The organism is candidate division WOR-3 bacterium (genome assembly GCA_039801905.1).
In the GTDB taxonomy this organism is placed as follows: domain Bacteria; phylum Hydrothermota; class Tepidihabitantia; order Tepidihabitantales; family JBDRVQ01; genus JBDRVQ01.
Genome location: JBDRVQ010000010.1, coordinates 34,980 through 49,230 on the forward strand (window position 1 = coordinate 34,980; position 14,251 = coordinate 49,230).

The 14,251-nt window shown below is 44.3% G+C and carries 12 protein-coding genes and 1 tRNA gene; 9 read left to right on the forward strand and 4 right to left on the reverse strand.

The genetic code is table 11. The features are described from left to right. Positions 1-318 precede the first annotated feature (318 nt). The 4 genes from ABIL00_03145 to groL all read left to right on the forward strand — a co-directional run bounded on the left by ABIL00_03145 (position 319) and on the right by groL (position 2,830). Positions 319-392, forward strand: a tRNA-Val gene (locus ABIL00_03145). Positions 393-399: 7 nt separating this feature from the next. Further along, positions 400-885, forward strand: coding sequence for a BCAM0308 family protein (locus ABIL00_03150; protein ID MEO0109761.1), 486 nt, complete (start codon positions 400-402; stop codon positions 883-885). Positions 886-903: 18 nt separating this feature from the next. Beyond that, positions 904-1,203, forward strand: a complete 300-nt coding sequence (gene groES, locus ABIL00_03155; protein MEO0109762.1) for a co-chaperone GroES — start codon at positions 904-906, stop codon at positions 1,201-1,203. Position 1,204: 1 nt separating this feature from the next. After that, on the forward strand, positions 1,205-2,830 hold the full coding sequence (gene groL / locus ABIL00_03160) for a chaperonin GroEL (protein ID MEO0109763.1): 1,626 nt from the start codon (positions 1,205-1,207) through the stop codon (positions 2,828-2,830). A gap of 108 nt (positions 2,831-2,938) precedes the next feature. Here the strand turns inward: groL and ABIL00_03165 are convergent, their stop codons facing one another. From ABIL00_03165 to ABIL00_03175, 3 genes are read right to left on the reverse strand one after another with little or no spacing between them, the layout of a single operon-like run. Continuing rightward, entirely contained in the window at positions 2,939-3,520 is a 582-nt protein-coding gene (locus tag ABIL00_03165) for a hypothetical protein (protein ID MEO0109764.1), read from the reverse strand. Beyond that, on the reverse strand, positions 3,521-5,587 hold the full coding sequence (locus ABIL00_03170) for a T9SS type A sorting domain-containing protein (protein ID MEO0109765.1): 2,067 nt from the start codon (positions 5,585-5,587) through the stop codon (positions 3,521-3,523). Positions 5,588-5,645: 58 nt separating this feature from the next. Beyond that, a complete protein-coding gene (locus ABIL00_03175; protein ID MEO0109766.1) occupies positions 5,646-7,091 on the reverse strand; it encodes a tryptophanase in 1,446 nt (481 codons plus the stop codon). Positions 7,092-7,250: 159 nt separating this feature from the next. Between ABIL00_03175 and ABIL00_03180 the strand changes: the two genes are divergently transcribed. From ABIL00_03180 to ABIL00_03200, 5 genes are read left to right on the forward strand one after another with little or no spacing between them, the layout of a single operon-like run. After that, a complete protein-coding gene (locus tag ABIL00_03180) occupies positions 7,251-8,192 on the forward strand; it encodes an acetyl-CoA carboxylase carboxyltransferase subunit alpha (GenBank protein MEO0109767.1) in 942 nt (313 codons plus the stop codon). Further along, positions 8,189-9,067, forward strand: coding sequence for a GTPase Era (gene era, locus ABIL00_03185; protein MEO0109768.1), 879 nt, complete (start codon positions 8,189-8,191; stop codon positions 9,065-9,067). Before ABIL00_03180 ends, era begins: the two co-directional genes overlap by 4 nt. Then, the gene (miaA, locus tag ABIL00_03190) at positions 9,067-9,966 is read left to right on the forward strand and encodes a tRNA (adenosine(37)-N6)-dimethylallyltransferase MiaA (GenBank protein MEO0109769.1); all 900 of its coding nucleotides are present in this window, start codon (positions 9,067-9,069) and stop codon (positions 9,964-9,966) included. The genes era and miaA overlap by 1 nt, the downstream gene beginning before the upstream one ends. Positions 9,967-9,971: 5 nt before the next feature. Beyond that, a complete protein-coding gene (locus ABIL00_03195) occupies positions 9,972-10,628 on the forward strand; it encodes an HAD family phosphatase (protein MEO0109770.1) in 657 nt (218 codons plus the stop codon). A 6-nt stretch (positions 10,629-10,634) separates the two neighbouring features. After that, positions 10,635-12,761, forward strand: a complete 2,127-nt coding sequence (locus ABIL00_03200) for a ComEC/Rec2 family competence protein (protein MEO0109771.1) — start codon at positions 10,635-10,637, stop codon at positions 12,759-12,761. A 630-nt stretch (positions 12,762-13,391) separates the two neighbouring features. Here the strand turns inward: ABIL00_03200 and ABIL00_03205 are convergent. Next, positions 13,392-14,251: LarC family nickel insertion protein (locus ABIL00_03205; GenBank protein ID MEO0109772.1), on the reverse strand; the 860-nt coding region annotated here is incomplete at its 5' end.

The window sequence follows — 14,251 nt, forward strand, 5'->3', positions numbered from 1 at the left end:
GTATTTCCGATTTATATATAGGGTAATGGAGAATTTAATAAATGGTCTTAAAAAGGGTATAAGCGAAGGTATAATTAGAAGCCTAAATTAGAGTTTAATAGAGGAAATAATGAAGGGTTTAAACCCAATCCTAATTAGGAGTTTAATCCGGAGCCTAAAAAGGCTTTGAAAGAGGGGAGCAAAAATGATAAAGGACTTTTATAAAATCCTTAAAAAGATTTTGCTAAAGCTTTTTAAGCTAAGGTCTTAGACTGGTCATAATCACTGTTAACGCTTCAGCATATTGACAAAAATAATAACTTTTTTATTATCCTTTAAGGGCGAATAGCTCAGTTGGCGAGAGCGCCTCCCTTACAAGGAGGAGGTCACCCGTTCAAGTCGGGTTTCGCCCATTTTCCAATGCTCCATAAGATTAGAGGATGGTTAAGAGGTAAATTAGATGACCCGTACTTGACGAAGAAGGCTTACCCGGAACCGACCGTTTGTCCGACTTGTGGTCTTATTTATCATAAAAAGCACTGGAAAAGGGATGAGGGGTTAAAAGAGAAGTTAGAAAGGGAGGCAAAAAGGATAAAGTGTCCTTCGTGCCGCAAGATAGAAGACCATTACCCAATGGGGATTTTAACCATTAGCGGAAGTTTCTTTCTTAGTCACAAAGAGGAGATAAATAATATTATCAAAAATACGGAAAGGAAAGAGATCTTGCGGAATCCATTGGACCGGATAATGAGTCTAAAAGAAGAGAAGGAGAAGATGATTGTTGAAACAACCTCTGAGAATTTAGCCCTTGCCTTGGGCAAGGCTTTAAGCCGTGCCTACAAGGGAAAATTAGAAATTCGCTTCTCCGAAGACCAGAAGATGGTGAGGGTCTTCTGGGAGAGGTGAAAAGAATAGGAGGAGGATATGAAGATAAAACCATTAGCCGATCGTATATTGGTAGAAAGGATTGAAGAAGAAGAGGTAAAAAAAGGGGGAATTATCCTTCCTGATACCGCTAAGGAAAAACCCCAGCAGGGAAAAGTGATCGCGGTCGGTCCGGGTCGGATTGACGAAAAGGGAAACCGAATTCCGATGGAGGTGAAAAAAGGGGATTATATCCTCTTCGGGAAATATTCTGGTCAGGAGATAAAGGTGGAAGATAAGGAATACCTCATTATGAGGGAAGATGATGTGTTGGCGATAATTGAAAAGAAGGAGGAGTAAAATGGCAGCGAAAGAGATAAAATTTAATGAAGAAGCGAGAAGGGCAATTTTAAGAGGGGTTGAGATTTTAGCCCGTGCGGTAAAAGCGACTCTCGGTCCCAGAGGAAGGAATGTGGCGATTGAGAAGAAATGGGGAGCTCCGACCATCACCAAAGACGGTGTCTCGGTGGCGAAGGAGATTGAACTGGAGGATAAGTTTGAGAATATGGGAGCGCAGATGGTGAAGGAGGTTGCCTCTAAGACTTCGGATGTGGCAGGTGACGGAACAACAACGGCAACGATCCTGGCGGAAGCAATCTACCGCGAGGGGCTAAAGGTTGTAAGTGCCGGAGCCAATGCCATGGCGGTTCAGAGAGGGATTGAGAAGGCGGTAGCCCAGACGGTGGAAGAATTAAAGAAGATGTCAAAGAAGACCACCACCAAACAGGAGATCGCTCAGGTGGCGACAATTGCTGCTAACAATAACCAAGAAATTGGCAACCTGATTGCCGACGCGATGGAAAAAGTTGGGAAAGAGGGTGTCATCACCGTGGAAGAGGCAAAGAGTATGGAGACGACCTTAGAGGTGGTGGAAGGGATGCAATTTGACCGAGGTTATCTCTCGCCTTATTTCATCACCAATCCCGATAAGATGGAATGCGAATTGGAGGATTGTTATATCCTCCTTTATGAGAAAAAGATTTCTTCCGCCCGTGATTTATTGCCCCTCTTAGAGAAGGTTGCCCAGAAAGGGAAGCCGATCCTCATCATCTCGGAAGAGGTGGAAGGTGAAGCGTTAGCTACCTTAGTTTTGAATAAGATTCGGGGAACTTTACAATGTTGTGCGGTTAAAGCCCCCGGCTACGGAGAGAGAAGGAGGGCGATGCTTGAGGATATCGCGATTCTCACCGGTGGTCGACTCATCTCCGAAGATTTAGGGATAAAGTTAGAAAATGTTCAAATCTCCGACTTGGGAAGGGCGAAGAAGGTGGTGGTGGATAAAGATAATACAACAATCGTTGAGGGTCAGGGTTCGAAGAAAGAGATTCAGGGGCGGATTGAGTCCATTCGCAAACAGATTGAGGAGACGAAGTCCGACTATGACCGGGAGAAATTGCAGGAGCGTTTAGCAAAACTGGCTGGTGGTGTGGCAGTGATTAATGTCGGTGCCGCAACTGAGGTGGAGATGAAACAGAAGAAGGCATTAGTGGAAGATGCTCTCCATGCCACCCGCGCCGCGGTGGAGGAAGGGATTGTGCCGGGTGGTGGTGTTGCCCTCTTAAGAGCGAGTAGCGCCTTAGAAAAACTGAAACTGGAAGGCGATGAGAAATTAGGGGTGGAGATTGTGCGGAAGGCATTAATGGAACCATTAAAGCAGTTAGCCGAAAATGCTGGAGAGAATGGCTCCATCATCGTGGAGAAGGTGAAGGCGGAAAAGGATCCAAATGTCGGTTTCAATGTGGAGACACTCCGTTTTGAGGATATGTTCCAAGCAGGAATTATTGACCCAACTAAGGTGACAAGGACCGCTTTACAGAATGCGGCAAGTGTGGCGGCTCTTCTGGTGACAATGGAAGCCTGTATTACCGAGAAGCCGGAGAAAGAGAAGGCACCACCAACCCCACCGGGTGGCTACGGTGAATACTAATCCCTAAGCGGAGAAGGGGAGGGGTGATTTCACCCCTCCCCTTTTATTTTAATTGGTTTGGCTTAATTTTATCTTATCCGCTGAGACCTCAGCTTCCTGCACCAACCCTCAACAACCTTCCTTTTGGGTGCAATAGGCGAGGAGGGTAATTTTAATATATTTTACCTCTTCTCTTTCTATACCCGGCAGATTCTCCCTGAGTTCTTTTTTAATGTCTAATGAGAATCTTTGCCAGTCGGCAGGAGATACTTTATAAAGATGGGTGGTAGGGGAGTTCTGCCACTCTTGGAAGTTAGGGGTTGCAGAATAGAAATAGGTGGCACCAAGTTTTCTCTGGGCGGAATTGAGATACTCAATCACAATGCCGGCCGCTGCCGCGTATTCTTCAATATTGGAATCGGCAAAAAATTTTGCCCGAAAAGAAAGAGTGGCAGCGAGGTTAGGAATTTTTATAACTTGGTAGATTTGGGCAGAACCGCAGAGGCTTTTATAAACCCGGATATGATACTCTTTATCCACTTTTACCCTTCTTATCTCGTAGTCGCCCGCGTGGTTCTCTACTTTACTTCGCCAACCAAAATTCCAATCCTCATTGAATTCCCCATTGACAATTTCTAAAGGAGGAGGGCTCTTGGGTCTCGGATAACAGAAGAGAAAGAGGAGGAAAGAGAAAATAAAAATTTCTCTCACTTAACGGACAATTAAAACCTTCTTTCTTGCCTTTTTATCCGATAGGGGATTTAAAAAGTAAATGCCGGAGGGAAGTTGGAAGAGGGAGATTTTCTCCCCCTCATAAACCTTAATCCCTAAGGCGTTATAAACCTCCATCTTCTCCTTATCAAAAATAATCCTTTTTCCCTTTCCCTCGCCGATTCCGGAAGGAGAAACAGAAAAACTTCCCTCCACCTTGTCGTTAAAAGGGTTTTTATCATCCGCGTAGGCGGTTGAGCATCTGACAGTGAATTGACCAGTATCATTCGCTAGCCAGGTGGAATCAAAGGTGAGATCAAATTCCCGGCCCGCGGCTAAGTTTACCCGCTTCGTTGTCCGCCAGGAATTGATCCAAAAGTGGCAATCAAATTGGACCGGTAGGTTACCAAAGTTCTTCACCTTTGCTTTTGGTTGAATCACCCTTCCTTGGGGGACAGTACCCACTGGTTCTAAAATCTCTAAGACGCCAACATCCCGCACCAGAACCAATATCCGGCCGGTTCTAAAATTATTGGCAACCCTTTCGTCGCCTTCTAAGGCTAAGGTGCAGATATAGTTTTGATAACCGCGCGCCCTTAAAGTACAGGGAGAAAATTCTTGTAAGAAAGAGTCGTTTGGGGAGAGGGTGAGCCTTCTTTGGTTGGTATAGAAATCACCAACCCGAAAGATGGCATCAAATGTTTCACTTTGCCTGCCGTAATTTTTCACCCAGGCTTTAGGGATGAAGAAAGAACCAGTATCCACCGAACCGGGTATACCGACCAGCGAAGCGACACCGACATCCCTTAAAATTCGGCAGTCCACATCGTAATCAAAGATTAAAGCCCCGGAGTGAAATTCCCAATCACAAACCACAGGAATTAAGGCAAAATGGACCCGGTCACCCCAATTGAAAGAATCCCGCCCAACATTGGTGAGCGAATCAAGTCGCATCTCAAAGATAAAATGATTTCCTGACTTATAGCCAATGACCCAGAGCCGCCACTTATACCCATCTTCCCCATTAAAGTTTAGGAGCAACTTGCCACCACCATTTTGGAGTTGGATAAAGTCACAACCCCCAGGAGCAAAAGGCGGACGGGGGTCTTCGGTCCCCCAGGTTGGATACTCGGTGATTGTCCTTAAAAGATAAGAGGTGGGCCAGAGGTTTCCTTCCTTAAAGAAGTGCGTCGTATCCGCACGCATCCCGACAAAATAGCGCCAGAGGGCATAATCTTTTAGTGCCTCCCTTAGATTGGAGGAGTAATATTCCCGGAGGACAGAATCAATTGCCGAAAGGGTATTCTCCCCGGCCACTTCTCCCATCCTTTCCCAGACCCGGCGGGGACAAGTTATATCGTATCTGTCTTCTAAGAACATAAACCAAATTCCTCCGGCGTAGAGATAGAGATTTTGAACTGAGGTGATGGGATAGTCGGGATTGCCTAAGGGATTGGGAGAGGTGGACAAATAGCCGACATAGTCATTTATCTCTTCGTAACAGCAATCTTCCATCCAGACCGCTGTATTCTCATAGATAAAATTCATCTCCCGGGCACTGTAACGAAATTGGGAGGCGTGGCTAAACTCATGGGCACAGGCAACCTTTAAGAAATTGCCGAGACCTAGACCGTTATCAATACCGATCCAACTTGTGGCTCCATTAGGATAGGGTTCTGAATACCAGGCTTCTGTTACACACCAACCGCCGACACCGGAGGGTAGGTCATAGATGTAAACATCGTAACGGTCATCACCACCTTGGCCATAATCCGGTGGTGGTGCCGCCCAACCCATCGTATCCATCTGCTTGTGCCAGGAATATTCAAAGTAACTGGCAACCGCCTGGGCATAGGTGGGATCCGAACGGTTTTGACCGTAAAGGGTGTAATGAATGAGAAAGTGCTCAGTCTCAATAATTGATTCCGGAGAGAGGTCAGGCCTTTGAAGAGGACTTTTAGCTAAAAATCTCTCTAAGGCGAAGAGGGTTCCGCACCAATTATCTTTCTTTTGAGCCCAAAGAAGGGAAGAGAAGATAAAAAGCGAAAAGCCGATTATTTTTTTCATAAGCGATTTTAAGGGAAGAGCACCCTTTCGTCAAACTATCGGTTTTTAGGCTGCTCTTTCAGTAATCTCCTACTTCTTTTTTATAAACCGTACAGAGTTTTTCTCCCCAGTTATCAATCGGGGCTAATTTGCCAAAGAAAAATCTCAATACCGGTGGCTCGTCAATAAACTTTAACCCTTTCACCAAATCCCGATGCTTAAAAAGCCAAGAGATGCGGTCAACCCCGTATTCAATATGGGAAATGGTATAAACCCTTCTCGGCAGAGCGATTCTTGTCAGTTCCAAATCCGCCATTATCTCCTTCCCGGTCTCTTTATCCCGGTCGGTGGAGATTGTTCCCCTTTCCATCGTTCGGATACCGGAGGCGAGATAGATAGCTGCCGCTAATGCTCCAGCCGGATACTGCTCTTGGGGGATATGGGGCAGAAATAGTTTGGCATCAAGGTGGCAGGCAAGACCACCGGGTGGGGTGACAACTGGGATATCATTTTCCAAAAGTCTTTGGGCAAAATATTTTACCTGCTCAATGGCGCAACCGGCCACATCCTCGGCGGTCATCTCCCACATCCCAATCGCCATTGCCTCTACTTCCTTCACCGACATCCCTCCATAGGTTAAAAAGCCTTCGTAGACGGGAAGCCAATCGCGCATTGCCAAGTAATACTTTTCGTTATTGGTAGCAATCAAGCCGCCCCGCACGGAGGTATTCTTACGGGCACTCATATAATAGATATCGGGGTAGGTGCAAATCTCTTTCACAATCTCCCCCACCGACTTATTCTCATAACCTTTTTCCCTCTGTTTTATCAAATAGGCATTCTCACAGATTAAGGAGCCATCAAGGACTAAGAGTAGGTTGTGCTCTTGGCAGATCTTTTTCACTTCTTTCAGATTTTCCATTGAGAAAGGTTGACCACCCATCAGATTGGCGGTTGCCTCCATCCGCACGTAGGCGATCTTATCCCGGCCGTATCTTTTAATCACATCTTGGAGTTTATTTAGGTCAATATTCCCTTTAAAAGGATGGGTACTTTTTGTATTTAAGGCTTCGTCGTTATAAATCTCTAAGATTGTGCCCCCCAAAAGTTCAATATGGGCGCGGGTGGTAGTGAAATGGTAGTTGGTGGGGACAACTTGACCCGGTTTTAAGAAGACTTTATCAATCAAGTGCTCCGCGGCTCTTCCCTGGTGGGTGGGAAAGGCATACCTATAACCCAAAACCGCCCAGACCGCATCCAAGAGTTTGTAATAACTGGCACCCCCGGCATAGGCATCATCGGCAACTATCATCCCGGCCAATTGATTGTCGGACATCGCATTCACTCCGGAATCGGTGAGCATATCTAAGAAGATGTCCTTGGTCCGCAAAAGGAAGGTGTTATAGCCCGCTTCCTCCATCGCCTTTAACCTCCGGTCAACCGATGGCAGTTCTAATTTTTGAACAATCCTCACCCGATGGCCTTCAATCGGAATCTCTTTATTATTGGTCAACTTAATGCGCATTATCTCCTCCCTTTAAATAAAAATGAAATAAGTTCTTTCATTTTTATAAAGAATAAATATAAGAAAAAATTGTTAAATGTCAAGGTATCACCAAATCCTCTCTGGGATATTTACCTCTCTTATTAGTTGACATTAAGAAAAAATAGGCTATTTTATGAGGTGGAAAAGGAATACTTGGATTTTGAGAAACCCCTCCAAGAATTGGAGGAGAAACTTCGGGATCTGTTAGATTTGGGGATAGAGGATAAAAGGGTCTTAGAGTTAAAGGAGAATATTATTAAATTGAAACAGAAGATTTATGCTAACTTAACTCCTTGGCAGAGGGTACTTTTAGCCCGCCACCCTTCTCGCCCTTACACCTTGGATTACATTTTAAGGATTACCGAGGATTTTATTGAATTGGCAGGTGACCGGAGGTATGGTAATGATAAAGCGATCGTGGCTGGTTTTGGGAAATTGGAAGGGGAAAGGGTTTGTATCTGTGGTCACCAGAAGGGAAGAACAACCAAAGAGAAGTTAGAGAGGAATTTTGGGATGCCCCACCCCGAAGGTTATCGGAAGGCATTGCGGGTGATGAGACTGGCGGAGAAGTTTAATCTACCAATCATCACCTTTATTGATACCCCGGGCGCCTTTCCCGGGGTGGGGGCAGAAGAACGCGGGCAAGCCGAAGCGATTGCCCAAAATCTCTTCACCATGGGACAGCTCACCGTCCCCATTATCTGCGTCGTGATTGGGGAAGGAGGTTCGGGTGGTGCCTTAGCCTTAGGGGTTGGGGATAGAATTTTAGCTTTAGAGAATGCTATCTATTCGGTCATTTCCCCAGAAGGTTGCGCTTCTATTCTCTGGCGGGATGGGAGTAAGGCAGCAGAGGCAGCAGCGGTCCTAAAGATGACCGCTGCTGAATTACAGAGATTCGGGATTATAGATGAGATAATCCCGGAACCATTAGGAGGTGCCCATCAGGATTGGGATGAGGCGGCAAGTTTGGTGAAAGAGGCGATCAAGAGGAACCTCGCCCTCCTGCGGGGAATACCAGAAGAAAGATTACTGGCGCAACGTCGGGAAAAATTTGCTCGGATGGGGGTCTTTAAGGAATGAAGGTTGGTTATTGCGGATTGGTTGGAAAACCTAATGTGGGAAAGTCAACCCTCCTTAACGCCCTCCTCAAATATAAGTTAGCAATCATCTCTCCCAAACCCCAGACCACCCGCCATCGGATTTTAGGGATTTTAAGCGGTGAAGGTTATCAGATCCTCTTCTTAGACTCTCCAGGGATTTTAACCCCCAAATACACCCTCCAAGAGATGATGGTGAAGGAGATTATGGAAGTGATTACGGATTCTGATGTCATCCTTTTCGTTACCGAAGCCTTCGGTCCCCCAGATGAGATCGAAGAGAAGAATTTGAAGAGATTGCTGGCAGAGAAGAAGCCGACGCTGATCGTCATTAATAAGGTGGACTTGGTGCCTAAGGATTCGCTTTTACCGATAATTGATAAGTATCAGGAGATGGGTTTTAAAGATATCTATCCCATTTCCGCTTTGCAATTGGATGGGATTGAAGAGTTGAAAAAGGGGATTGTTGAGAAATTACCAGAAGGGGAACCTTATTATCCACCGGAGGAGATTTCCGACCGTCCCCAACGCTTCTTCGTGGCAGAGATTTTAAGGGAGGCAATTTTTAACCTTTACGGAGAGGAGATCCCTTACGCCACAACCGTGGAGGTGGAAGAGTTTAAAGAAAGGGAAGGGGGGAAGGATTACATCCGGGCGATAATCTATGTGGAGAAGCCTTCCCAAAAGAAGATTATTATTGGTGAGGGCGGAAAGGCGATAAAAAGATTAGGGAGTTGGGCAAGAAAAAATATAGAGAATTTTTTAGGTAAAGAAGTCTATTTGGAATTATGGGTCAAAGTGGCGGAAGGTTGGCGTAAGGATATAAACTTCATCAGAGATAAAATCTATAATCCATAGTGAAGGTTTTGACAATTGTCGGACCGACCGCGGTGGGGAAGACCGAGGTCAGTTTCCTCTTGGCCTTACGGCATAACTTAGAGATCATTTCGGCGGATTCGCGGCAGGTTTATCAATTTTTGGATATCGGAACCGCCAAACCGCCGAAGGAGATGCGAGAAAGGGTTAAATTCCATCTCCTTGATATCGTTTCCCCGGATAAGGTTTTGAGTGCTGGTGACTTCGCTCTCCGGGCAAGAGAGGTGATGGATAGACTTTCTCAAGAAGGGAGGAGGTTTTTAATCTGCGGGGGGAGCGGCCTCTATATCCGGGCAATTTTTAAGCCCCTGGCCAAGATCCCAAAGATTGACCCAAAAATTCGGGAGGAGTTGCAGGGAAAGAGTTTGGAACTCCTCTACCAAGAATTAGAGAAAGTTGATCCAACCGCTGCCCAGAGAATCCACCCTCAGGACCGACAGAGAATTATTCGCGCCTTAGAGGTCTTCTTTCAGACAAAAAGACCCCTCTCTTTTTTCTGGTCGGGAAAAGAAGGAGAGTGTCCCTACCAACCATTTTATATTGGCCTTTTCCTGCCTAAGAAGACCCTTTATCGGAGGATAGAGGAACGATTGGCAAGGATGATGCAGGAAGGGTTTTTAGAAGAGGTGCGGAGACTTTTAGATTTGGGTTATGATGAGAACCTTTATCCCTTTAATGCCTTCGGTTATAAAGAACTGATGAGATACCTAAAGGGGAAATTAACCTTAGAAGAGGCGCTGCGGATTATTAAAAAAAAGACAAAGGATTATGCGAAAAGACAGTTGACCTGGTTCAAGAGGGAGAGAATTTACTGGCTTGACAATTCCGACCCGGAGAGGACGGTTAAAGAGATTGAAGAGCTCTTCCCTTTGGGTGAATGAACTTTTTGGGATTTGGTGCGATCTTTGACTACGACGGGGTGATTGTTGATACCGAGCCCATCTATCTTCTGGCGATGCAGGAGATGGCAAAGAAAAGGGGTAAGGATTTTACCTTAGAGACGAAAAGGGAAGTTATGGGAACCGGTGGTCTATTGAGTATGAAGATTATGAAGGAGAGGCTCTCCTTAAAGGAAAATCCAGAAGAACTATTAAAAGAAAGAAGTGAGATTTACGGTCGGTTATTGTCAAGATTTGGCATTGCGCCCCGCCCGGGTCTATTTTTCGCTTTGACCCTTTTTAAGAAGATGGGTTTTGAGAAAGCGATTGCCTCCTCTTCCCAAAGAAAGTGGATTGAGATGGGATTAAAAAGTTTAGGTATTGAAAATGAGTTTAAAGTGATCGTCTCGGGAGAAGAGGTGAAGGAGGCAAAGCCTGCTCCGGAGATCTTCCTTTTAGCCAGTTCCCGCTTGGGGATTGATAAGGAGAAGTGCTTGGTCTTAGAAGACACCTTACCCGGGGTAAAGGCGGCAAAGGGGGCAAGGATGAGGTGTATTGCCATCCCCAATCAATACAATCAAGATGAAGATTTCTCCTTAGCAGACCGCAAAATTAGTAGTTTATTAGAAATCACGGAGGAGATGATAAGAGAGATCTTCCTCTAAAAGGTAGTGCGTCCCTTTGCCCGAAGGGTTCTTTTCTTTTTAATTCTCGGTATCATCTTTGGGGAGTATCTCCCCTTTCCTCTCCTTCTCCTCTCTCTCCTCTTATCCCTCCTCCTTCTTCTCCCCACCCGTTTCTTCTCCCTCTATCTTCTCTTCTCCTCCCTCTTCTCTCTCCATTACCATCTGAAACGACCGCTCTTCCCAAAAGAGTTCTACTTTCGGGAAATTTCTTTCATTGGGAAAATAAGAGAAGAGAAAAATGGTTTTTGGGTATTGGAGTTGAATTCAATTTTTGCCAAGGGTAAAAAGATGAAAGGGGAAGGGAAAGCGAATCTCTTTATGAGAGATAGTATCCCTCTCCAATTGGGCGATCTTCTTTGGGTGAGGGGAAAACTCAAACCCTTAAACTATCCCAAGAATCCTCACCTTTTTGACCGAAATAAGTTTTTAAGGCGGCAGGGTTTTATTGGCAACCTCTTTGCCCAAGAGGTGGAAGTCTTAGCGAAAGGGAAAATTCCATTCTTTCTCCGGTTAATCATCTCTTGCCGGAATTATTGCTCCCGCACCCTCAGTCAGTATCTTAAAGGAGAGGAAAGAGCACTTCTCTTTGCCCTACTCTTCGGGGAGGGGAAAAAACTCCCTTATAAAGTGAGGGAGTATTTCTCAAGGGCGGGGATTTATCACATATTGGCGGTTTCCGGTTTGCACATCGGCATTTTCGCTTTCTCCCTCTTTATTCTCCTTTCGGTTTTAAGAATAAAAAATTGGGCAAGGCTTTTTATCATTACTTTTCTTCTTTTATTCTACCTCGCAATGGCCGGTTTTAGTCCCTCCGCAACTCGGGCAACGATTATCTTCTTACTCCTCCTCTATTCCTCTCTCCCCCAGAGGAAGACCGATTCTTTTCATTCTCTTGTCCTCGCTGCCATTTTTATCCTTCTCTTCTCTCCAACCTCCCTCTTTCATATCGGCTTCCAACTCTCTTTTATCGTAACGGCCTTCATCCTTCTATTTGCCCATCGCCTCTATTCCCTTTTCCGCAGTCACCACCTCCCCTCTCTTATCAAAAAATATATCCTTCTTCCTCTTTCTGTTTCCTTTTCTTCTTTTCTCGGATCTTTTCCCCTCCTTTGGTTCCACTTCTCCCAAATACCCCTCCTCGGTATTGTTGCCAATCTCATTATCATCCCCTTAGTCAGTTTCCTATTATCCTCAACCCTTCTCTTTCTTCTCCTCAATTTACTTCATCCCGCTTTGGGGCAATTTCTCTCCCCTACCTTGGCTCTTTCCTCCCAAATAATTTTAGGATTGGGTAAATTCTTTGGCTCGCAAAAATTTTCTACTCTTAACCTCAGCCCACCTTCCCTCCCCTCTCTTCTTTGGCTTTACCTTTTACTCCTCCTGCCATTAAAATTTAACGAGAGAAGGATAAGAAGATTATGGTCATTTTTCTTCCTTATCGGTCTCAACCTTTCCCTTTGGTCTTCCCTGGTAAAAAGGGAAACAGTTCGGATAACATTTCTTGACACCTACCACTCCGAGCCGATCTTGATCGAAGTCCAAGATAAGAAGTTTCTCATCCTCACCGGGAAATGGGAAGAAATTTTGGATAACTTTCTTCTCCGGAAAGGGGTAAAAAAATTAGCTATCCTCTTTCTCCCCAAAATTAGGGAAAGAGAGTTAATTTCTTTCTTAAATAGAGGTGGTGGGTTAGAGATAGAAAAGATAATTGTCCCCAAGAATTTTTCTTTTTCCCTGCCCGGGGTATTAAAAGTAGAGAGGGGATACGAGATAATCTATTCGGGAGTAAATTTCCACCTCCTCCCGGAAAGATCTTCCTACAATATCCTTTTTTGGGCTAATGGCCAAAAACTAATTTTCTCTTTTGGGGAAGAAGGAGGAAATGGGGCTTTCCTTAAAAAGATTGGTGGGGATTTAAGTAGGAAAAAGATTAAAAAGGTGATGGAAAAGAAGGATGCTCAGTATTTTGTCATCCAGAAAAGAGGGTTTCATTTGAAAGGAGATTCTTCTTTATTGAATACATCTTCCGGAGCGATTGTGGTGGAGATTGGGAAGGAGACAAAAATCTTTTCTTCTCAAAGAGGACTACTTCCTTTCCACCGGAGCGAATAATCCTTTACCAGGAGAAAAAAATAGGCGGTCAAAGGTTATCTTCATTATTCCAATTATCCCTTCTTTTAGCCATGCGGTTAGACCCTAATTTAGCCTTCCTTTTAGCCCAATAATTAGACTCCCCTTTAATTTACCCATTAAACACCCTTTTAAACTGCCAATTAGGGAGAGAATTGAGCCATCACTTATAGTTTCCCTTAAACTGAATATTAGGATGAAGGTTAAGGTCTAAGTTAGGCCTTTACTTACCTTCCCCATTATATCCCCTATACTGCCCCCCATTTTTCAGGCAAAATCTAATAAATTATTGTAAATTAAGGACTTGTAAGAAAAGAGCGGCTAGCAAAAATATGAATGACATTAATATTTCAATTTGATGAATTACCAATTTTTAATAAGATTAGATTTTCGCCTTGGAACTCCTTAGAGGTTACGAGGGATAAGGATTTTATAAAAGTCTTACGACTTAACTCCGAATGTCATTATGCACAGAAGGCGAAGCAATCTCATTTGAGTGAAAAAAGAGACGAGACCCAATCCGTGATTAAGTTTAAGATAGGCGATATTTGTTTCTATATTCTATTATCCCCTAACTTTCTAAAACTTAAAGAGACCTTTATGGTTGCCGAGTCAGCTGGAATTTTGACTATAAACCTTCTTTGTCAAGGGGAAGAGTTTTTCGTAAATTTCTTTTAAGGGGATTTTTTTCTTTTCCGCTATTCTTTTCAAGTCTTCATATTCAAAGGCAAAATTCACTTCCTTTCCCCGCCACCGGCCAATCTTTAATCTCACTTTGCCGTATTCGGTCTTAATCTCTTTTATCTCCCTCTCCGCCTCATACCTTTCTATTGGATAGACTCTTACCCCTAAGGTCTTGGTTTGAGAAAAAATCTCATCAATCATCTCATCCCTCTTCTCTTCTTTTGTCATAACGGAAATCTTTATCCCGGGGCGGTTCTTTTTACAATAGATTGGTGTGAAATAAATATCCAAAGCCCCTTTCTTTAATAATCTCTCCATTAGATAGCCCAAGATCTCGGGTGAGGTGTTGTCAACATTGGTCTCAATTAGAAAGATTTGCTTCGGTTTCTCTTCCAATTTGCCAACGATTGCCCTTAAAAGATTAGGCTCTTTGAGGTCAAAGGTACCGGTGCCGTAACCAATCCTTTCTATTTTCATTAAAGGTAAAGGGCAAAATTTTTTGACTAATGATTTTATAAGTAAAGCGCCGGTTGGGGTGGTAATCTCAAAGTCAATATCCTTCTCGTAGACCGGTATCCCTTTTAATATTTCTAAGGTGACCGGTGCCTTTATCTTCCCCAAAGGGACAAAAGAGGCATAAATCTCTCTTATTTCTAAGAGGTTAAGCGCCAAAAGGCAACCGACAATATCTAAGAGGGTATCGTATTCTCCCAATTCGTGGAGGTGAGTCGTCTTTTTTCTGTGTACCTTCGCTTCCGCTTTTAAAAGGAGGGAGAAAATTTCTTTTG